The 20157-nt window shown below is 66.8% G+C and carries 18 protein-coding genes and 1 pseudogene; 7 read left to right on the top strand and 12 right to left on the bottom strand.

Features of this window, described 5'->3' with window-relative positions; genetic code table 11:
• Positions 1-101: 101 nt before the first annotated feature.
• Together ACFWO8_RS28605 and ACFWO8_RS28600 are read right to left on the bottom strand one after the other, a co-directional pair.
• Positions 102-761 (bottom strand): GAP family protein, encoded by a 660-nt coding sequence (locus ACFWO8_RS28605; protein WP_378967669.1) that lies wholly within the window; start codon positions 759-761, stop codon positions 102-104.
• 1 nt (position 762) lies between these two features.
• Complete coding sequence (locus ACFWO8_RS28600) at positions 763-2421, bottom strand: SulP family inorganic anion transporter (RefSeq protein ID WP_378967659.1); 1659 nt, start codon at positions 2419-2421, stop codon at positions 763-765.
• Between the two features lie 174 nt (positions 2422-2595).
• On the opposite strand from ACFWO8_RS28600, the gene ACFWO8_RS28595 reads away from it, so the two are divergent.
• Entirely contained in the window at positions 2596-3027 is a 432-nt protein-coding gene (locus tag ACFWO8_RS28595) for a DUF6325 family protein (protein ID WP_378967650.1), read from the top strand.
• A 12-nt stretch (positions 3028-3039) separates the two neighbouring features.
• Positions 3040-3372, top strand: coding sequence for an SHOCT domain-containing protein (locus tag ACFWO8_RS28590; RefSeq protein ID WP_378967645.1), 333 nt, complete (start codon positions 3040-3042; stop codon positions 3370-3372).
• 73 nt (positions 3373-3445) lie between these two features.
• Here ACFWO8_RS28590 and ACFWO8_RS28585 read toward each other — a convergent pair whose 3' ends face one another.
• The 5 genes and pseudogenes from ACFWO8_RS28585 to ACFWO8_RS28565 form a co-directional block, all read right to left on the bottom strand.
• A complete protein-coding gene (locus tag ACFWO8_RS28585) occupies positions 3446-4414 on the bottom strand; it encodes a DUF389 domain-containing protein (RefSeq protein WP_378967633.1) in 969 nt (322 codons plus the stop codon).
• A gap of 33 nt (positions 4415-4447) precedes the next feature.
• Positions 4448-6343, bottom strand: coding sequence for an alkyl/aryl-sulfatase (locus ACFWO8_RS28580; protein WP_378967622.1), 1896 nt, complete (start codon positions 6341-6343; stop codon positions 4448-4450).
• Between the two features lie 91 nt (positions 6344-6434).
• On the bottom strand, positions 6435-7055 hold the full coding sequence (locus tag ACFWO8_RS28575) for a DUF4203 domain-containing protein (protein ID WP_378967610.1): 621 nt from the start codon (positions 7053-7055) through the stop codon (positions 6435-6437).
• Positions 7056-7083: 28 nt separating this feature from the next.
• Positions 7084-8766, bottom strand: coding sequence for a SulP family inorganic anion transporter (locus tag ACFWO8_RS28570; protein ID WP_378967603.1), 1683 nt, complete (start codon positions 8764-8766; stop codon positions 7084-7086).
• Positions 8767-8914: 148 nt separating this feature from the next.
• Positions 8915-9046 (bottom strand): annotated as a pseudogene (locus ACFWO8_RS28565) (GAP family protein); the annotation flags it as partial.
• Between the two features lie 215 nt (positions 9047-9261).
• On the opposite strand from ACFWO8_RS28565, the gene ACFWO8_RS28560 reads away from it, so the two are divergent.
• Positions 9262-10371, top strand: a complete 1110-nt coding sequence (locus ACFWO8_RS28560; protein ID WP_378967596.1) for an AI-2E family transporter — start codon at positions 9262-9264, stop codon at positions 10369-10371.
• A gap of 65 nt (positions 10372-10436) precedes the next feature.
• A complete protein-coding gene (locus ACFWO8_RS28555; RefSeq protein ID WP_378967586.1) occupies positions 10437-10853 on the top strand; it encodes a hypothetical protein in 417 nt (138 codons plus the stop codon).
• 128 nt (positions 10854-10981) lie between these two features.
• On the opposite strand, the gene ACFWO8_RS28550 is transcribed toward ACFWO8_RS28555, so the two are convergent.
• Positions 10982-12277, bottom strand: coding sequence for a salicylate synthase (locus tag ACFWO8_RS28550; protein ID WP_378967574.1), 1296 nt, complete (start codon positions 12275-12277; stop codon positions 10982-10984).
• A 249-nt stretch (positions 12278-12526) separates the two neighbouring features.
• Here ACFWO8_RS28550 and ACFWO8_RS28545 point away from each other — a divergent pair, with 249 nt between their 5' ends.
• Complete coding sequence (locus tag ACFWO8_RS28545; RefSeq protein ID WP_378967561.1) at positions 12527-14944, top strand: glycerol-3-phosphate 1-O-acyltransferase; 2418 nt, start codon at positions 12527-12529, stop codon at positions 14942-14944.
• Positions 14944-16356, top strand: a complete 1413-nt coding sequence (locus tag ACFWO8_RS28540) for an HAD-IB family hydrolase (RefSeq protein ID WP_378967556.1) — start codon at positions 14944-14946, stop codon at positions 16354-16356. Before ACFWO8_RS28545 ends, ACFWO8_RS28540 begins: the two co-directional genes overlap by 1 nt.
• Positions 16357-16396: 40 nt before the next feature.
• On the opposite strand, the gene ACFWO8_RS28535 is transcribed toward ACFWO8_RS28540, so the two are convergent.
• The 3 genes from ACFWO8_RS28535 to ACFWO8_RS28525 all read right to left on the bottom strand — a co-directional run bounded on the left by ACFWO8_RS28535 (position 16397) and on the right by ACFWO8_RS28525 (position 18784).
• Positions 16397-17602: a Dyp-type peroxidase gene (locus tag ACFWO8_RS28535; protein ID WP_378967549.1), complete on the bottom strand. Its 1206-nt coding sequence runs from the start codon at positions 17600-17602 to the stop codon at positions 16397-16399.
• A complete protein-coding gene (locus ACFWO8_RS28530) occupies positions 17595-18146 on the bottom strand; it encodes a copper chaperone PCu(A)C (protein WP_378967543.1) in 552 nt (183 codons plus the stop codon). Before ACFWO8_RS28530 ends, ACFWO8_RS28535 begins: the two co-directional genes overlap by 8 nt.
• Positions 18147-18232: 86 nt before the next feature.
• Entirely contained in the window at positions 18233-18784 is a 552-nt protein-coding gene (locus ACFWO8_RS28525; RefSeq protein ID WP_378967534.1) for a hypothetical protein, read from the bottom strand.
• 153 nt (positions 18785-18937) lie between these two features.
• Here ACFWO8_RS28525 and ACFWO8_RS28520 point away from each other — a divergent pair, with 153 nt between their 5' ends.
• Positions 18938-19372, top strand: coding sequence for a DUF6069 family protein (locus tag ACFWO8_RS28520; RefSeq protein WP_378967529.1), 435 nt, complete (start codon positions 18938-18940; stop codon positions 19370-19372).
• Positions 19373-19432: 60 nt separating this feature from the next.
• Here the strand turns inward: ACFWO8_RS28520 and ACFWO8_RS28515 are convergent, their stop codons facing one another.
• The gene (locus ACFWO8_RS28515) at positions 19433-20152 is read right to left on the bottom strand and encodes a polyprenol monophosphomannose synthase (RefSeq protein ID WP_378913959.1); all 720 of its coding nucleotides are present in this window, start codon (positions 20150-20152) and stop codon (positions 19433-19435) included.
• Positions 20153-20157: the final 5 nt, after the last annotated feature.

Raw genomic sequence — 20157 nt, 5'->3', positions numbered from 1 at the left:
TAGGTCGCCGGCACGTCCACCGGGAACGGCAGCTCGACCTTGCGCGACAGAATCACCTTCTGATAGCTGCCGGACCGGATTCGGAAAGACGCCAGGCCCGGTCAGCCAACGAGGTTGACGATGCCGCGCACGGTGAACAGAGCGCCGAAGCCGAGCAGCACCGCCAAGGTCAGGGTTCTGCTGTGGGCGAGCATCCATGTTTCGAGTACGGCCAGGCCGCGTTCGGCGCGCTCACCGGCGGCCACGAAAATCGCGATCGGGATGATGAAGTCGGCCACGGCCGCGACCAGCAGGACGAAGGTGGCAATGAGTGCCGCACCGATGGTGACGGCCGAACTCGAGATGGCGCTCATACCCGAGAGCATGATGAACAGGTTGGGGTTGAGCACGCCCATCACCACCCCCAATGCGAAAGCTTTGCGTGGACCGGCGGAGTCGAGTTCGGCGAGCAGTCTCGGCCGTTCGGCGGTCGGTCGAGGCTTGCGGTACAGCAGCCAGCATCCGCCCGCCAGGAACAGCACACCTACGGTGAGTCCGGCGAAAGCGGATGCCCGCGAGGACGTGGCTGCCGGATCGGACGCACCGCCCAGGACGGCGGCCAGTGCGACGATGAAGTAGACGACCAGGAATCCGGTGCCGAACAGCGACGCGTTGCGGACCGGCTGCCGCGAACGCAACAGCAGCACACAGCCGATGACCGCGCCGGGCGTGATCATCAGGCCCACGATCTCGGGCAACAGCATGACCAGCAGACCACCCACGTCAGGACCTCCGTCGCTCGTTGATCCGAACCTCGGCGTCGGCGTAGGCCGACAACGTCGATTCGCCGATGGTGCTGGATGCCGGATAGAACTCGATCTTGATGCCTTGGCCGTCGAGCAGCTCGTCAGTCCACACCGCGCGGATCCGCGGATCGATACCGCTCAGATAGAGGCGTCCGCCCGTCGCGTCGAGGCGGCGCGCGTAGTCGGCGATGATGTGCAGGAAGGTCGAACTGACGCTGGCCCTGCCCCGCAGCCGCAGGATGACCACACAGTCCCTGGCGCCGGTAGGGTCGGGCAGCCGGGACTGCAGGGTGCGCGCGCCCGCGTAGAAGAGGCTGCCGTACACGTCCAGGATCACGATCTCGTTGTCGGACAGGTGTTTCGGCACGATCGACTCGAGCAGGTGCTCACCCTCCACCCGCAGCCGAACGACCTTCAGGTCGATCGCCTCCTGGTTGAGCTGCATCAGCAGCGAGATCGCCACGCCGACCCCGACCGCGGCGGTCACCGGTAGCAGCAGGGTCGCGACGAAGGTGACGCCGAGCGCGGTGCGCGAGATGCTGCCGCTGCTCCAGATCGCGACGACCTGATCGATGTTCATCGAGCCGACCGCGGCGAACATGAGGATCGCCGCCAAGGTCGGCATCGGCACCCGGCCAACCACCCCGCTGAGCGCGACGAGGATCACCAGAATCCACAGTCCCGACCACATCCCCGCCCATCTGGTGCGCGCCCCGGAGCTCACATTGATCGCGGTCTGTCCCAGCGAGCCACCCACCGGCATGCCGCGAAACAGAGCGGCGAAGAGGTTGCCGATGCCCTGCGCGCAGAAGTCGCGGTCGGTCTTCGCGCGGGAACCGTCCGGGTTCGGCGCCGATTCGGCGACGCCGGTGCCTTGGACCAGCACGATGACGGTCACCGCGAGCGCCCCCGCGATCAGCGACGGCGACAACAAGCTCAGCTCGGGCACCTGCGGCAGGGGAAATCCGCGAGGAATTTCGCCCGCGTCCGACACCGTCGCCACCGAATCCCACCCGAGGGCGATCACCAACGCGGTCGGCACGATGAGCCCGACCAGCGAGGCGACGGTCCGGAACCTGGTCCGCGCGACGGCGAAAAGCAGCAGGACCGCGAGACCACCGACCACGGCCGAGCGCCAGTCGATCTGGCGCGGATGCAACACCACGTGCAGTGCCTTCAGCGCGGCCACCGACCCTTCCGACGGCGCGCCGACGAGCACGGGCAGCTGCCCGAACACGATGTTCGCCGCGACGCCGAGCAGGAATCCCGTCATCACCGAATGCGAGACGAACCTTGTGTAGCGGCCGAGCCGCAGCACAGCGGCGACGAGCATGGCGATACCGGCGACCAAGGTCAGCACCACCATGGCGGCGGACCGCTCCTCGGGCGCGATGTCGGTGAGCACCGAACCCGCCGCCAGAGCAGACGCGCCGGTCGTGGTGACCACCATCAACCTGGTACTGGTGCCGATGCCACCGAAGAATCGTCCGGCCAAGCTCGCGTAGAGCCCGTGTACCGGGCTGACCCCGGCCAGCAGACCAGCCGCCATCCCATCGGGGACACCGCCGATCCCGCCTGGCACACCCGCGACAACATCGGCCTTCGTCATGCGCTGACCCGCGAATGGGTTACGCATGCCACGCTCCTTCGGGCCCGCCGTATGGTTCAGGTCCGGCGATCATCCCAAGTCCGAATCGCGATGCGCATCATCCGAACCGGGTGAGGTCGGCGCCTGGCGGAGGAGACCGGATTCGACGGTTCACCCGAATCGGGTGAGGCGCCCGAGGGCGCTACGGCGCACCATCGCGGGATGGGATCAACACCTGTGCTCGGCCCGGTCGAATTCGTCGTCCTCGCCTTTCCCGGCACCACTATCGACTCGTCCGTCACTGACGCGGTCGCCGAGGTCGTCGGGAACGGGCTGATAACGCTGCTGGACATGGTGGTGCTGACGATGGACGAGGCGGGCACGATCACCGAATCCGAGATCGACGACAACCTGACCGAGGTGGGTCTCACGGGGCTCACCGCCGCCGATATCGACCTGGTCAGCGACTCCGATGTCGAAGTCGTGCGCGCGTCGCTGGAACCCGGGAGTACGGTCCTGATCCTGGTCTTCGAGCAGACCTGGGCCATGCGACTGGCATCAGCGGTACGCGGCGTCGAGGGCGAGGTCGCGCTGCAGGTGCCGGTACCCCGTGACGTCGTCGAATCCGCGGTATCCGCCGCGATGACGGCCTAGGAAGGAGCAGATATGCCGCTACGACGAGGCCGCATCGGGCGGCCGGGATTACTCGGGGCGATGGCGCGGACCGCGGTGGTCGCCGGCACTGCCACCGCCACCTCCAACGCGATCAACAACAGGGCCGCCAGGCGCTCGGCCGAACACCAGGCATACGCCGACCAGCAGCAGGCATACACGCAGCAAGCGCCTGCGCAGCAGCCCGCCTACGCTCCCCCGCCCACGCCACCGACCGCAGAACCGGAGGACATGGTCGGGAAGCTGAAACAGTTGAGCGAGCTGCATTCCGCCGGCGCGTTATCCGATGCAGAGTTCGCCGCAGCCAAGGCCCAGCTGCTCGGCTGACCTGCCAACGAACGACCAGCGCCGCGGAGCCGATCAGAGGCCCGCCGCGCCGGTCGTTCGGCATGCTCGCCGGTCACTGCTGGAGTCTGGCCCCGACTGTATGGACGACGACCACCTTCGGATCCCACGGCACGAGATCATTCACCGCGTCTTGCAACTCGGCGACCGGCGGCAACTGTTGGGGACCGAGCACCGAGATTGTCGCGATATCGCCCTGTACCGACACGTCGACGACCTGCGCGCCCGGCGCATCGCCCAGCCAGTCGCGCGTCGCGTCGCCGATCTGCCTCGCCCACAGGGTCGACAGCGAGTTGATCACCATCGGTATCGCCACCAGCACCAGCGCGGCACCCAGCACCAGATAGGCGCGACCCCGGCGGGCGGTCGATGCCTCGGCCTCCCCGGCGTAGCCCGAGATGAGCAGCACCGTTGTCACGGTGATGATCATGGCGACGACATTCGACGCGAACAGCACGAACGCACCGAGCGCGAGCGAGGGCGCCTGCGAACCCAGACATACCCCGACAACACCGAGCGGGGGCACCAGTGAAATCGCGATCGCGACACCGGGCAGCACATCACCGACGTCACGGCGCGTGATCGCGACCGCCGCTACCAGCCCGGTCGCCAAGGCCGCGGTCAGATCCATCAGCTTCGGTGACGTTCGTCCCACGACCTGCGCGTTCGACAGAACATTGACCGGATTCGGCAGTAACTGCGCGAACACGAACCCCAACACGACAACGACGACGACCCCCGCCAGCACCAGAATCAGACTGCGACCGACCAGCGCCGCTCGTCCGGTGACCACCCCGAGCGCCACACCGAGGATCGGAATCGACAGCGGAGCGACGATCATCGCACCGATCACTGTCGCGGTGGAGTCACCGATGACACCGGAAATCGCGATCACCGCGGACAGCACCAGCATGATCCAGAACGCCGACCGCTTCGCGGGAGCATCGCCGACGGACAGATCCAGCTTGTCGGTGAGCTCGTCCAACGAGCGACGCTGATCTGCGGGAACCAGAAATCCCAGCATGCGGCGATCCCTTCGTGGTCGACGCGGTGCGAATCAGGGTGTCACGATGGCGAAGTCCGGGTCGGGGGCATCCAGGTAGCCGACCAGCTCGGCCAGCTTGCCGGCGTCACCGTCGATGGAGACCCGGCCCGCCGAGACCATCTTCTGCAGATCCTCGCCACCGAGCAGGGCTGCCCGTAGATCCGATTCGCTGAGCGTGACCGTGAGCTCGGCGGCCGGTAGGTCGCCCTCGACATCGAAATGGACGAGCAGCCCGTTGCGTAGCTGAGTGCGATGCACATTCGCGGAATCGGCTATCCGCCAATCGATGACGATCGACGCCGACCATGCCCGCGGACCGTCTACCCGCAATGCGACGGCGTCGAACGCCTGCTCGACCGACAGCTCGGCCATGATGTCCGGCGCGGCGGTGACCGTCGGGGTGCCGACGCTGCCGTTGCGTAACTCGTAGGCGCCCATCAGGAAGAAATTGCGCCAGGTGCCATTCTCGGAACCGTAGCCGAGCTGTTCGAGCGTGTCGGCCTGCAACTCCTTTGCCTCGGCATTGTCCGGCTCGGCGAAAATCACGTAGTTCAGCACCTGGGCGACCCACCGGAAGTCGCCGTCCGCGTAGGACTTTCGCGCCTTGGCGACGACCTCGTCGGCGCCACCCATGAAATCCAGGTGGCGACGGGCCGATTCGGTGGGTGGGTGCTGCCACAGAGTTGACGGATTGCCGTCGAACCAGCCCATGTACCGCTGGTAGATCGCCTTGACGTTGTGGCTGACCGAGCCGTAGTAGCCGCGGGTGGACCAGGACTTCTCGATCGCCGGAGGCAACTGGATCTCCTCGGCGATCTCGATCCCCGTGGCGCCCTTGTTCAAAGCCCGCAACGTCTGGTCATGCAGGTAGCCGTAGAGGTCACGCTGCACCGACAGGAACTCGGTGAGCCGTTCGGTCCCCCAGGTCGGCCAGTGATGGGAGGCGAACACGACGTCGGCGCGGCCCGCGTAGCGGTTGATCGCCTCGGTCAGGTACTTCGACCACACATGCGGGTCACGCACCAGCGCGCCACGCAGCGTCAGCAGATTGTGCAGGGTGTGGGTGGCGTTCTCGGCCATGCACAGTGCGCGCCGGTCGGGAAAGTAGAAGTTCATCTCCGAAGGGGCCTCGGTACCCGGCGTCATCTGGAACTCGATCCGGACCCCGTCGAGGATCACGGTCTGGCCGGTGTGGTCGATCTGCACCGTGGGCGCGATCAACGTCGCCATCCCGGTCGAGGTCGTCGCCCCCAGCCCGGCGCCGACGGCACCCAGTGGTCCGCGAGGCAGCGCCGCGCCGTACATATACGCCGCACGCCGCCCCATCGCGGTTCCGGCATAGACGTTCTCCTCGACCGCGTGCTCGGTGAATCCCACCGGGGCCAGAATCGGGCACCGGCCGGCGGCGACGTCCTGTTCGGTCGTCACACCTTTGACCCCACCGAAGTGATCGATATGGGAATGGGTGTAGATCACACAGGTCACCGGCCGGTCACCACGATGCTCGCGGTACAGCGCGAGCCCCGCCGCGGCCGTTTCGACCGAGATCAGCGGGTCGATCACGATCACACCGGTCTCGCCCTCGATCAAGGTCATGTTCGACAGATCGAGCCCACGGATCTGATAGATGCCGTCGGTGACTTCGAACAAGCCCTGCATCGCAACCAATTTCGACTGCCGCCACAAGCTCGGATTCACCGTCGGCGGGCACTCGTCATCGAGGAAGGAATACGCGCCGCTGTCCCACACCACCGCGCCGTCGTCGTTGCGCACCACCGCTGGCGACAACCGGGCGATGAGCCCTCGCTCAGCGTCAGCGAAATCCTGTGTGTCGTCGAAAGGTAGCGTGCGCTGCACGCTGTCGTTCGCGGCTTCGATGCTGGTGGAGGCTTCCTGCTGGGTTGTCATCAGATCCCTTCCACGAAATCGGTTGACCGCAGCATCACATCAGGAGGGGCAGGCGACCTCACCCTAAGCGGGTGAATTTCGCCCGACCAGGTTATTTCCCGGGCCACCCGCCGTTGCGGTCTCTCATGTCCGGCTCGTCGTCGCCGACCAGGTGCTCGATACCGAGCTTCTCGGCGAAAAGATGACGCTGCGTAATCCAGCCGAGGACTGAAAGACCCGCCCAGGCCAGGGTGGCGGTGACCTGCTGCCAGCCGGTTTCGGGATCGCGCAGGAACGACAGCGAGTCGCTGAACCGCGCGACACCGCTGCAGACCATGCTCGCGCCGCCGATCGAGGTCAACCACAGCAGCGCACGGGCCCGGAACTTCTGCGCCAGGAACGCGCCCGCCACACCCATCGCGAGCGCGACGATCATGCTCAAGGCGAAGTTCTTGTCGCCGGGCTGCAAGACCGTCGCCAGTTTGGTGCCGATCATCACGCCGGTGAGACCGCCGATGAAATAGGCGGCGAAACGGAACACCAGCGAGGTGACCGCCCAGACCGACACCGCGCCGATCAGTCCGACCAACAGCAACCACCAGAAACTCGCATTGAACAGGTCGGCGATCAGCCAGCCCAGACCGAATCCGATCGCGAGCAAGCCCAAGTTGACCGAGCGAATCCCGTAGAAGCACAACAGCGCTCCGACCAGGGCGACCAAAATGCCATTCATCTGCTTTCCTTTCGGCAGGCGAGCACGTTCATGACCCGGGCAGGGCCGCGGCAGCGGCAGCGACGGTGGAATGGATCGGGATCGGGACGTCGCCGTGCTCGGCCGAGCCGAGCGCGTCACCGAACTGGGCTATCGGGCGCGCGATCGCGAACCCGATACGCCGGGCCGCCAGCGCGTCACGCAACGCGAGCAGCATCGCCGCGGCAGTCACGTCGATCGACGGCGAGGTCTCGGCGTCGAGGACGACCATGCGAGTGCGGTCGGTGCACAGCCCTTCGATCTGGTCCTTCACATAGTCGGAGTTGGCGAAGAACAATCCCGATTCGACCCGTACGACCAGCAGATCGGGGCGCGTCGCCGCGTCCAGGTGCCGCTCGGCGGCGACCCACAACGATCCTTCCTTGCCGAGCCTGGTCACCTGCGGTTGTGAGGCCCGGTACACCAGCAGCAACATCGCCACACCGATGCCGATGAGCAGACCCGGCAGCGTGTCGAAGAACAGCACACCCAGCATCGCAGCCATCGCGGCCAGGAAATCGGCGCGCGCCGCTTTGCCGTAGATGCTGCCGAGCAGGTGCGTCCAGACGCGGTAGAGGCGGCGCAGGGCGGCGATGTCGACCAGCTCGATGACGGCCGCGATCACGATGGCCGCCAATGTCGCATCCGGCAATTTCTCGAACAGCCCGGTCAGAAACAGCAATGTGATCAGGGTGAGGCAGGCGACAATAAGCCCGCTGAGCTGGGTCTTCGCCCCGGCGCCACCATTGACGGCTGTCTTGGACAAACTGCCATTGACGACCATCCCCGAGCTGAACCCCGCGCCGAGATTGGCCGCACCGAGGCCGAGCAGTTCCCGGTTCGGGTCGATGGCGTACCCGGCCTTGGCCGCATAGGTTTTCGCCGCGCCGAGGCCCTCGGCGAAGCCGATCAACAACACCCCGACCGCTGGTCCCAGCAGGTCGAGGTAGTCGCGAAAGGACACGCCCGACGGCAGCCCGAGGGCGGGTAGCCCTGAGTCGATATGGCCAACTATCGCGACGTTCTTCTCGTCGAGTCCGAGCACCGCCACAGCGACCGTGCCGAACGCCACGGCGACCAGCGCACCGGGGATGAACGGCAGCCAGCGGCGCAGCGCGAGCACCAGCGCCAGGCTGATCAGACCGATCGCCAGAGTGCGCCAGTGGGTGTGGCCCAGCTCGGTGATGATGCCCCACGTCTGCTCGAAGAAGTTGCCTTCGTGTTTGTCGATGCCGAGCAGCTTGGGCACCTGCCCGATGATGATGATCAGGGCGAGGCCGACGATGAAGCCTTTGAGTACCGGTTCGGAGATGAACGCGGCGATGAAGCCGAGCCGGATGAGACCGGCGAGCAGACCGACGATCCCGGTCGCGATGGCCAACGCTGTCGACAACACGAGGTAGCGGCCGTTGTCAGCACCCGCTATCGGGGCGATGATCGCCGCTGACAGGGCTGCTGTCGCCGACATCGGGCCGACTATCAGATGCCGCGAACTGCCGACCAGCGCGTAGAGGACCAGCGACGGGACCGCCGCGTACAGGCCGACAACCGGCGCCACCCCCGCGATCGTCGCGTAGGCCAATGCTTCGGGCACCATGACCGCCCATACGGTGAGGCCGGCGATCACATCAGGCCGCAACCACGCCCGCCGGTAGCCGTGCAGTGACTCGAACACAGGTATCGACAGCGCCACGATTCCTCCTCTTACCGCAACCCACCGATGCCTTTGCCGACAACAACGGCGCCCATGATCAGCAGCACGATCGCCATCACCGCATGATTGTTGAGCCGCAACCACTGCCGAAGACTGTCGAGCAGCAGACCGAGTCGGGCGGCTGCGAGCCCGCAGCGAACCCCTTGGCGGCGCCGCCTGCATTCTCGGACAGGATCATCAGAATGGCCGCGATGATCGGTACGGGCGACAGCGCGACACCCACAGCTAGCGGCAAAAGGCCGCCGATTACTGAGCCCATGCCAAGACGCTAGGCGGGCCGTTCGCAGGGCGCCTCACACCTTCCGGGTGAACTATGTACCCGGCTTCATGCGGTCGATTTCATCCGTAACGGGCGAGGTCAGCGGGGGTCGGCGACCGTACTGTCGGACGACCGAGCCGTGTGCCCGTCCGACGAAACGGCGCGACGATGGGAGTACCGTGGCTGCACATACCTCGCCAGCTGATACGAATACGGTGCCCGCCTGGTCCATACCGCGCGGCCTGATCGTCCTCTTGGCGATCGCCGCGACGATCGTGGCCATCGCCGGGATGAAGGCGTTCGCCGGGATCCTCGGGCCGACCTTTCTGGCTCTCACACTGACCCTCGCGGTACAACCGGTGCGCCAATTCGCCGTGCGTCGCGGCTGGCCCGCATGGTTGGCGATGATCAGCTCGTTCACGGCGGTCGTCGCCATCTTGCTCGCCCTGGCAGGCGCGCTCGCACTGTCGATCGCGCAGCTCGCCACACAACTTCCGCAATACACCGAACGACTGAACAATCTGCTCGACAATCTGCGCCGTTGGCTTGCCGACGCCGGAGTCGGGCCCGACCAGGTCCAGAAGGCACTACATAGCTTGGACATGGGCAAACTCGTCAGTTTGCTCGACGACATCCTCCTGGGTGTCCTCGGGTTGTTCTCCAATCTCGTCTTCGTGGTCGCGCTCCTGCTGTTCATGGCGATCGATGCGATGAGCATCGGTCAGCGCATCGCCGTGGTCGCCGCGGAAAGGCCCGGTATCGGACAGGCCTTGATCGGCTTCGTCCAGGGCACACGCAAATATCTGCTGGTTTCCACCGTTTTCGGCGCGATTGTCGCCGTCATCGACGGTGGGGCGCTGTGGCTGCTCGGAGTGCCGCTGCCCGTGTTGTGGGCACTGCTGTCGTTCATCACCAACTACATCCCCAATATCGGGTTCGTCATCGGCGTGATCCCGCCCGCGCTACTGGCGCTGCTCGACAGCGGACCGACTCTGATGATCTGGGTGATAGTGATCTACAGCGTGATCAACTTCGTGATCCAGTCGATCATCCAGCCCAAGTTCGTCGGCGACGCAGTGGGATTGAGTGTGACGCTGACGTTCTTGTCACTCGTCTTCTGGGCATGGGTACTCGGCCCGCTCGGTGCGGTGCTGGCAATCCCGTTGACTCTGCTGGTCAAGGCATTGCTGCTCGATATCGACCCGTCCACCCGCTGGGCCGATGTCCTGATCGGCGGTGCGATGCCCGAATCCGAGAAGAACGCAGCCGACAAGCCCGCGCCTGACTCGCCTTCCTCGCACACCTCAGCAAGGCCTTCGCCATGAAAGAGTCTCTCAGTTCACCCATAACGGGGGATCCGGACCATCACCGACAGCCATACCGTCGAGGCATGACCAGTACTTCACATCCCGTCCGCCAGGGACTCGCCGCGGGCGTCACCATGCTCGCGGCGATCATGCTCCTGGTGTCGGGCACACTGAACATCCTGCGCGGCATAGCTGGCATCACCAAAGATGAAATATTCCTGATCCCCAGCGACTACACCTACGCATTCGACGTCAGCACTTGGGGGTGGATCAGCCTCGTGCTCGGCGTGCTGCTCGTCGCTGTCGCCATCGGAATGATGGTGACCGCGACCTGGGCCCGGGTCTTCGCCTACTGCCTGGCCGCCCTGTCGATCATCGCCAACTTCCTGTCCCTGCCCTACTACCCATGGTGGTCAGTGACGATCATCGTCATCGACCTGATCGTCATCTGGGCTATTTCCACCTGGCACCCCCACCCGGGTTTGAGCGTCGAAGCGTAGACCTCTCGCGCTGTTCGCACTTGACGACGCCATCAACCGAAAGCTCTCCCATGTGAGTACCTGGAGTTACCCATGTACTCCGAAACCAGTTGTCCCGACATGCCCCTCCGGCAGCAGGTTTCGGTCGTTCAGCTGGACCGAGCCTTGACCACGTAAGGCGCTACGCTGCCCAGCTTTTCGCAGGTCTCCTCGAACTCACGCTCGGGGCGCGACTGGCCGACGATCCCCGCGCCGGCGCGCAACCACGCACCTTCACCGGTCTGATAGATCGCCCGCAGCACCAGCGTCGCCTCGAGCGCACCGGTCGGCGAAACACACACCACCGCACCCGAATACAGCCCGCGCGGATCGTGGTCATTGCGGAACACCGAGTCGACGCCCGCGCGCTTGGGGATGCCGGAAGCGGTCACCGACGGGAACAGCACCTCGAGCGCGTCCCATGCGGTGCGGTCGGCGGCCAGTGTGCCGCGCACCGTGGATGCCAGGTGCTGCACGCTGCCGCGCTCGCGCACCGCCATGAAATCGGAGACCGCGGAGGTGCCCGGCACGGCCACCTCGGCGATCTCGGCGAAGGAGGTCTGCACCGAAATCGCGTGTTCCACGATCTCTTTCGGGTCGGCGAGCAGCTCGGCGCGGGCGGCACCGTCGGCCTCGATACCGAGTCCGAACGCGCGCGTACCGGCCAGCGGTTCGGTGGTGACGATGCGATCGTCGTCGACCGAGGCCACCAGCTCGGGGCTGAACCCGGCCGCTTCGAGCCCACCCAGCCGCAGCAGGAACGAGCGGGCCGGTGTGTTGTTGGCCCGGCCGAGGCGATAGGTCGCCGGCACGTCCACCGGGAACGGCAGCTCGACCTTGCGCGACAGAATCACCTTCTGATAGCTGCCGGACCGGATCTCGGCGACGGCCGTGGCGACTCGTTCCTGGTAGTTCGTCGGGTCGGGCCGCACGTCGATCGGCGTCGCGACCGGCAGGTCGACACCCTGCGAGCCGGCGATCAGATCGTGGATGTCACACGCTTCATTCGGGGTGGCGCCGCTGATCCGCACGCCGGTGGCGTCGATGCGCACCTCGATCCGCGGAATCATCAGGTGCGCCAACGAGGTCAGCGGATTGAGATAGTGGGTCGCCGCGAGCGAGTAGGCGCAGAATTCGAAGCCGATCCAGCCGTAGGCGTTGCGACCGTCGAGCGGCAGGCCTGCCAGCGCGGCGTCGATGGCGGTGGCCGGGCTCCCGGTCCACGCGCGAGCGGTGGTCTTCTCACCCCACACCGTGCGCAGCTCACCGGCGTCCAGTTCCACGCTGCCGAGCGGATCGGCGGCGAATACCCACGCACCGGGCTGTTCGTACATCACGTACTCGCCGAACCGATCCGAAACGGCCAGGCGTGACATCGCTGCCGCCGGGTCGGTCACATACTCCACCCGTACGGGTTGTTCCGTCGACGACAACGATCCTCCAAGGTAAAGCTGACCTAACTTAGCCTGGTTAGGTTAGCATTACCTCGCCGTTTATCCAGACCCAAGCTGGGTATTCTTCGCCACTCCCGCCCGGCTCCCCCACTCGAGCCCCGTCCTGCCTCCGAGCGCGAGCCGCTCCTGCGCACGCGCCCACGCAACGCGCTGTAACCCAAGTTCGATGCGCCGAGCCAGATCTGCGGCTTGAATGGAGTAATGATCGACAAAGGTGGGCGGCGCGGCCCGCAGGCAGACTCGGTGGTCGCCCTGGTCGACGCGGCCTCCGGCGTCGAACGCGAAGTGATCGGCGACTGGATCGCCCAGGGTGGTCTCGGCAGGGAGATCGACTCGACGGCCCCGGTGACCCAGCTCGACCTCGACGCGAAGGCCATCACCACACGCCTCGTCGGCAGGCACGACGACCCGCTGGTGGTCCCGGTCCGGGTGCTGTGGCTGCCGCCCGAACGCGACGGTGTGCGCCGGGTGACCTTCGCCGACCTGGCGATGCTCACCAATCCACGCAAACCCAACCGGCTCGCGCAGCGCAGGTTGCTGCGCACCGAACCCGACCGCCACCGCGTTCTCGTGGGCGCACCCGCCCGGCTCAGCGCGCTGCGCACCAACAATCCCGAGGCCGCGGCGCTGCTGCGGGCCGGCTCGGCCGACCCGTTCGCGCGCGCGGTGGTGCGCGCCGCGGTGGTCGCGCTCGAACGCGCCGAACGCACCGTGATCGGCGATCGATACAAGGTGCCCCAGCTGGTGGCCGAGGAGATCCTCGACTCCCCCGAATTCCAGCGCAAGCTCGACTACATCGCTGACGAGACCGGCTCCGAACCCGACCAGGTGTATCGCAACGCGGAGAAGGCGCTGCGCGAACTGGTCGCCGCGCAGAGCAGGCTGGTCTCGGACCTGTTCACCCAGGCGATGCGCCCGGTGCACGCCTCGACCTGGAAGGTCGACACCGATCTGCGCGGCCTCGACGCGCTGCGCAAACTCAACCGCAAGCACCCGCTGGTGTTCCTGCCCTCGCACCGCTCCTATGTGGACGCGTTCGTCCTCGGTGACGTGCTGGCGCGCAATGACTTTCCGCCCAACCACGTGATCGGCGGCGCGAACCTCAACTTCTGGCCGATGGGACCGATCGCGCGGCGCACCGGAACGGTCTTCATCCGGCGCAGCTTCGGCGACGACGAGGTCTACAAGGCAGTGGTCGAGGAATACTTCGCCTACCTGCTGGCCAAGCGCTTCAATATGGAGTGGTACTTCGAGGGCGGCCGCACCAGGACCGGCAAGCTGCGCCCGCCGCGCTACGGCCTCCTCAATTACCTTGCCGCCGCGGTCCGGTCGCGTCGCGTCGACGATGTGATGCTCGTGCCGGTCTCGATCACCTATGAGCGGCTCAACGAGCTCGGCGCGATCGCCAGCGAACAGGCCGGTGGCACCAAGAAGGCCGAGGGCATCGGCTGGCTCGCGAAATATGTTCGTCTGCAGCAGCATTCGGCCGGTCGCGTGTATGTGCGGTTCGGCGAACCGATTTCGGCCCGTGAACGACTCGGCGTGCACGGTGATCCGCTGGACCTGCGGCCGGTGACCATCCCACTGCGTGACACCGAGACCGGGTCGGCCAGCTCTCCCGACGAGACCGATCTCGCCGCCGCCGAGCACAAAGCCGTGCAGCGCTTGGCCTTCGATGTCGCGGTCGGCATCAACGAGGTCACCCCGATCACCGTCAACGCGCTGGTCACCCTGGCCCTGCTCGGTGTGCACGAGCGCGCGCTCACCCTCGGCCAGGTGCGCACGGTGCTCGACCCGGTGCTCGGCTATATCGCCGGTCGTGGACTGCCCAGCGGCGAGCTCACCACGCTGCGCGATGAGCAGGGCCTGCGGGTGGTGCTCGAGCAGCTCGCGCTGGCGGGGGTGGTCACCGTGTATCGCGGTGGGCTGGAACCGGTGTACGCGATCGAACCCGGCGCGCATCTCGAGGCGGCGTTCTACCGCAACAGCGCGGTGCACTGGTTCGTCAACCGCGCCATTCTCGAGCTGGCGGCCCTCACCGCGGTGGAGCAGCCGGGTGAGGACCCACTGCGTTCGGCATGGCGGGCGGCGTTCGCGCTGCGCGACCTGCTCAAGTTCGAGTTCTTCTTCCCGGAACGGCAGGAGTTCGCCGATCAGATCATCGAGGAGGTGCGTCTCATCGTGCCCGAATGGGACGAGCACACGCCCGATGACCGACTCGATCGCCAATTCCTCACCGCTGTCACCGAATCCGGGTTCGTGATGGCGCACCGCGTGCTGCGGTCGTTCTTCGACGCGCAGCTGGTGGTGGCCGAGCGGCTGGTTGCCCGGCCCGCCGACGCGACGATCGATCGCAAGGAATTCATCGACGAATGCGTGGCGGTCGGCAAGCAGATGCTGTTGCAGCAGCGGTTGCACAGTCCGGAATCGGTGTCGTCGGAATTGTTCACCAGCGCATGGAAACTGGCCGACAACCACGGCCTCATCGCGCCCGCGGCCGAGGGCACCGAGGCCGAATTGAAGGACAAGCGCCAGGAATTCGCCGACCAGCTGCGCGATCTCGGCGACCGCATCGCACGGGCGGCCTCGCTCGATCCGTCGAACAGGAACACCAACTGATGAGCACACTCGCCGAAGCCGTTGCCGCGATCCGGTCGGGCCCGCAAGGTGCGCAGGTCGCCGCGGTGTTCGATTTCGGTGGCACCGTTGTCGACGGTCTGCCCCGGCGTAGCCTGGCGCGCAAGATATTCCGGCGCGGTGACGATCGTCTGGCCACCCTCCTCGGCGGCATCCAGCGCGGCGGTAGCGACGGCGACTACGGCCGCTTCCTCCAAGCCGTCGAGCGAACATGGGCGGGCGCGTCGGAGGCCGACCTCGAGCAACTGGGCCGCACGGCATTCCGCAAAGAGATCTACGGGCGGCTGTTTCCCGAAGCGTGGCACCTCGTGCGTGCGCACCAATTGGCCGGTCACACAGTGATATTGGTCAGCGAGCTGTCACGATTCCAGGTGCAGCCCGTCGCCGAGCGGCTGGGCATCGACAACGTGCTGTGCACCCAACTCGCCGTCGACGACGGGGCACTGACGGGGCACACCGAGGGCGCACCGCTGTGGCGCACCGGAAAGTCGGCGGCTGTCACCGAATTCGCCGCCGGGCGCGAGATCGGCTATGTCTACGCCGACAGCGTGTCCGACCTGCCGCTTCTGGAACTCGCCGAGCGGCCGACTGTCATCGACCCCGACCCAGCCTTGGCCGCGATCGCCACGGCCAACGACTGGCCCACCCTGACTTTCCGCCTGCGCCGAGCCCCACGCCCCATCGACTACCTGCGCACCATCGCCGGATTCGCCGGACTCATCGGCGGCGCGCTGGTCGGCGTACTGCGCAAGTCCTATACCGGCAAGCGTCAGACGATGGCCGACGCACTCATGCACGACGCCACTACCGCCACCCTGCGCGCCATCGACGTACAACTGCGCGTGGTCGGCATCGAGAATGCCCGCGCGCCACGGCCCGCGGTATTCCTGTTCAACCACCAGAGCCAGTTCGACGTCATCATCGTCCCGAAGGTCCTCGACGGCGCGGTCACCGGCATCGGCAAGAAGGAACTCGCCAACCACCCCCTGTTCGGTCCGCTGATGCGATTCGTCGGCGTCACCTTCATCGACCGCACCAACACCGAGGCGGCGAAAGCCGCACTCGCCCCGGTGGTTTCGACCCTGCGCGACGGACTGTCCATCGCCGTCGCACCCGAGGGCACCCGCTCGTACACCCCGCATGTCGGTCCGTTCAAGAAGGGCGCCTTCCACATCGCCATCCAGGCGGGCGTGCCGGTGATCCCGATCGTGCTGCGCAACGCGGGCGAAATCGCCTGGCGGGATTCACCTATCGCCCGCTCCGGCATCGTCGACGTCGCGGTGCTGTCGCCGATCGACGTCTCCGGCTGGGACCCCGCCGACATGGACGACGAGGTGGAGCGCGTCCGGCAACTGTTCGAGAACACCCTGCTGAACTGGCCGGAACCCGACTGACGACCGGCCGGGCGCGGTGGCGCACCCGGCCGGACTCCCCTCAGTTCTCGAACAACTGCTGCCCGAGATAGTTCCCGGCAGCGGGAACGCCGGGCGGAACCGCGAACACCGCCGAACCGACGGGTGTCGTCCATTCGTTCAGCGCGTCGAACTCCGCCAGTCGCCGCTGCACCGGCAGGAACTGGGCGTCGACATCGCGCTGATAGGCCACGAACAGCAGGCCGGAATTCGACAACTGCCCCGGCGCGGGCGCCTCGTCGTAGTTGAAACCGCGCCGCAGGAACCGTTCGCCGTCGTGGGTGTGCCTGGCGCGGGCGACGTGCGACGACGGCGGGATGACCGGGATGCCGTTGCGGTCGACCGCCGTCAGGTCGGGCTCGTCGTGCTCGGCGGTGCCGGTGAGCGGCGCACCGGTGGTGACCTTTCTGCCGACGGTCAGTTCGCGGCCGTCGGCGTCGAGTTCGTCCCAGGTGTCGAGGTCCATGGCGATGCGGCGCAACACCAGCGAGGTGCCGCCCCTCAGCCACGGCGCCGATGTGCCGTCGTCCCACACCAGGCGATCGAAGTCGACCGTGCGCGGGGCGATATTGACGGTGCCGTCGACCTGGCCCATGAGGTTGCGCATGGTCTGGCCACGTGGCGCGTCCCGGAAGCCGCGCTGCACCCAGCGCACCGTCACCAGCGACTGCACATGCTTGGACAGCACCCGCACCGCGTGCGCGACCGTGGTCGCCTCCTCGGCGCAGACCTGGAGTACCAGGTCGGCGCCGGTGTAGGCAGGCTCGAGCCGGTCGACGGGCAACGGTGGCAGCTGCCGCAACCAGCTCGGCCGTCGGGCGGTCAGACCGGCGACGGTGAACAGCTCAGGGCCGAAACCGGCCGTGATCGTCAGGCGGGCAGGCCTGGCCGCGAGTTCCGGTTCGGTGTCGGCGAGCGCGGGCAGGCCCTGGGTGAGCCGCGACGCGTCGTCGGTCCAGATCCGGAGCAGGCCGATGACGTCTTCGCGTCCGACGCCGGGCGCGAGATCGAAACCGGCGAAGGCGACATGACCGGGTGGCGTCGTCTCGATGCCTGCCTGGTGCGTGCCGTAGAACGGCACGGTGTCGAGCGCGGCGTCTCGTTCCCGTTCCTGTTCAGGGAGACCGGCCGCACCCCAGCCGATTCCGGCCGCACCGACGACACCCGCCGCCACCGCTCCCCCGCCGAGCAACCGGCGGCGGGAGAGCCCGGAATGCGGATCAGCCACCGTGGGTCGGGTTCTCGGCGCCCGGCGCGTAGTGCTCGTTGCCGCCGGCGAAATCGCGCACCTGGGCGCTGACCACGGTGCTCGAGCCGTCGGAGAAGGTCAGGGTGAGCGAGGTTTGCGCGCCGGTGCGCAGTGGCTGCTTCAGGTCCATGAACATCAGATGCTCGGCGCCGGGCTTCAGTGTCACTTCGCCGTGCGCGGGGATGGTGATGCCGCCCTCCTTGGGGCGCATGGTCTTGGCCCCGGTGCTGTCGGGCACGACCTCGTGGATCTCGACCCGGTCCGAGGCCGGGCTGGTCGCGGCGACCAGCGTCACCGGCACGTCGCCGGTGTTGCGCAGGTTGCCGAAGGCCGCGGACATGCCGGAGTCGGCGGCCTTGATCCACTGGTCGCTCATGCTGATCCGGTCACCCGCCGACGCGGGGGTGGTCTCAGAATTCGAGCAGGCGGTGGCGAACACGGCGAGTACGGACAGTGCGGTCGCGGCCCCGAGCCGGCGGGCGGCACGGGGTGTACGCAGATGGGTACGGGCATACGAGGACATGGAGAACTCCGATCATCGGGTGAGGTGAAGCCCGGACCGGCAGGTGCGCATGGCGAATCAGCCACCGGGGCGGTGGAATTCGGCGGCTACGCCGGAACGGGGTGAACGACGGTGCTACCCACCCGAGGCGGACCGCGCAGACTGATACCGGGTCGAAGCAGGAGTTGGCGCAGGACCGCTCGCTCGTCGGCGCGCGGCAGCCGAACCGGACGCGCGGCCTGGCACGGGACCCCCGCCAGCACCACGGCCAGCCGTCGCACGCTGGTGATCGCCCGGCGCACACCGACTTCGGCGGCGCGGATCGCGATCGCGCCCGTCGGGATCGCCACCAGGTGGGCGAGCAGCATCGCGGCGGAGGCAGTGTGGTGGTGCTGCGTATGTCCCAGCGCGAGCGCGGTGTGCCCGACGCCCTGTCCGATGGCAAGCACCAGCATGGTCGACACCGCGCTGTTCCCCCGTGGCAGTGCGGTGACGACGACACCGATCAGGGCGCACGCGGCGAACAACAGCGTCAGGGCGGATCCGGCGGGAACGGCGGTGGCACCACCGAGTCCGTGCGCCAGCACGGCGACGGCTCCGGACGCGGAACCCACTGCCGCGCCGCGTAAGCGCGCGGTGTGATCCGTCGGAGAGCCCACGCCGCCATGCTACGACCACCTGTCGTAGGTATCAGGTTCCGGCCCTATGACCAGGGTCTCAACGATGTGGCGCAACCGAATTCGATCGAGGGCTTGACATGAACATTGGTTTAGGTTTGATGCTTGTCTCACCACCGAATGAGGGAGAACATCATGACCACCACCACCGCCCCCGCCACCTACACCGTCCCCGCGCTGAACCGGCCCGTCGCCGTGCTGGGCGCCGCGGTCGCCGCCGTCGTCCTGAATCTGATCGTCTGGGTCATCGGCGCCGCCGCGGGCGGGTCGTTCACGGTCACGATGGAAGGCAAGGTCGAATCCGTCGCGCCCGGCGGTGTGATCCTGATGTCGACCGTGCCGCTGCTGATCGGACTGACTGTCGCCGTGCTGGTGTCCTACCTGTGGACCGGCGTGCTGCGGACCGCCGCGGTGGTCGGCTCGCTGCTGTCGATCGCGACCATCGCGATGACCGTCGACGCCGACTTCGACGCCGCCTCGACCGTCGCCCTTTCGGTGATGCATGCGGTGCTGGTGCCGGTCATGGTGATCGCGCTGGAAGGTGTGCGCCGCAGCATCACCGCGAAGTGACTCGAAACCACAGCGAAAGGCCCCGCCGAAACTCCGGCGGGGCCTTTCGCGTGTCGAGTTCTAGACCGAGCGGCCGAACAGCAGCTTCCACGGCATGAGCGCCGACTCGAGCTGCACCTTCAGGCTCATCTTCGACGCACCGATGGTGCGCTCCTCGAAGCGGATCGGCACCTCGGCGATCGTGTAGCCCTTCTTGATCGCGCGGTAGTTCATCTCGACCTGGAACGAATAGCCGTTGCTGCGGATCGAGGCCACGTCGATCGCGCGCAGGGTATCGGCCTTCCAGGCCTTGAAACCGGCGGTCGCGTCCTTCACGCCGAGGCGCAGGATCAGGTTCACGTAGAAGTTGGCCCAGGCCGACAGCGCCTTGCGGTACCACTTCCATTCCGCGGCGGTCGAACCACCGGGCACGTAGCGCGACCCGAGCGCTACGCCGACATCGTCGGAGCTCAGCTTCTCGAGCATCGACGGGATCACCTCGGCGGGGTGCGACAGATCGGCGTCCATCTGGATCACCACATCGGCACCCTCGTCGAGCGCCGCGGTGATGCCCGCGATGTAGGCGCGGCCGAGGCCGTCCTTCTCGGTGCGGTGCAGCACGCTCACCACATTCGGCAGCTCAGCTGCCAGTTTGTCGGCGACGTCACCCGTGCCGTCGGGTGAATTGTCGTCTACCACCAGCACGTGCAGATCCGACACCGGCAGAGCCGTCAGCCGCTCTACCGCCACCGGCAGATTTTCCCGCTCGTTGTAGGTCGGCACAACAACGGTAACCCTCAAGGGTC

This window comes from Nocardia sp. NPDC058480 (assembly GCF_042720495.1).
GTDB lineage: Bacteria > Actinomycetota > Actinomycetes > Mycobacteriales > Mycobacteriaceae > Nocardia.
Note: the sequence above shows the minus strand (reverse complement) of the source record. Positions and strands in the feature narration are given on the sequence as shown.

Coding starts and splice junctions, on each gene's coding strand:
- ACFWO8_RS28600 (WP_378967659.1), bottom strand. CDS start 2,421: ATGCGTAACCCATTCGCGGGTCAGCGCATGACGAAGGCCGATGTTGTC.
- ACFWO8_RS28595 (WP_378967650.1), top strand. CDS start 2,596: ATGGGATCAACACCTGTGCTCGGCCCGGTCGAATTCGTCGTCCTCGCC.
- ACFWO8_RS28530 (WP_378967543.1), bottom strand. CDS start 18,146: ATGTCCTCGTATGCCCGTACCCATCTGCGTACACCCCGTGCCGCCCGC.
- ACFWO8_RS28575 (WP_378967610.1), bottom strand. CDS start 7,055: ATGAATGGCATTTTGGTCGCCCTGGTCGGAGCGCTGTTGTGCTTCTAC.
- ACFWO8_RS28555 (WP_378967586.1), top strand. CDS start 10,437: ATGACCAGTACTTCACATCCCGTCCGCCAGGGACTCGCCGCGGGCGTC.
- ACFWO8_RS28545 (WP_378967561.1), top strand. CDS start 12,527: ATGATCGACAAAGGTGGGCGGCGCGGCCCGCAGGCAGACTCGGTGGTC.
- ACFWO8_RS28580 (WP_378967622.1), bottom strand. CDS start 6,343: ATGACAACCCAGCAGGAAGCCTCCACCAGCATCGAAGCCGCGAACGAC.
- ACFWO8_RS28590 (WP_378967645.1), top strand. CDS start 3,040: ATGCCGCTACGACGAGGCCGCATCGGGCGGCCGGGATTACTCGGGGCG.
- ACFWO8_RS28540 (WP_378967556.1), top strand. CDS start 14,944: ATGAGCACACTCGCCGAAGCCGTTGCCGCGATCCGGTCGGGCCCGCAA.
- ACFWO8_RS28585 (WP_378967633.1), bottom strand. CDS start 4,414: ATGCTGGGATTTCTGGTTCCCGCAGATCAGCGTCGCTCGTTGGACGAG.
- ACFWO8_RS28520 (WP_378967529.1), top strand. CDS start 18,938: ATGACCACCACCACCGCCCCCGCCACCTACACCGTCCCCGCGCTGAAC.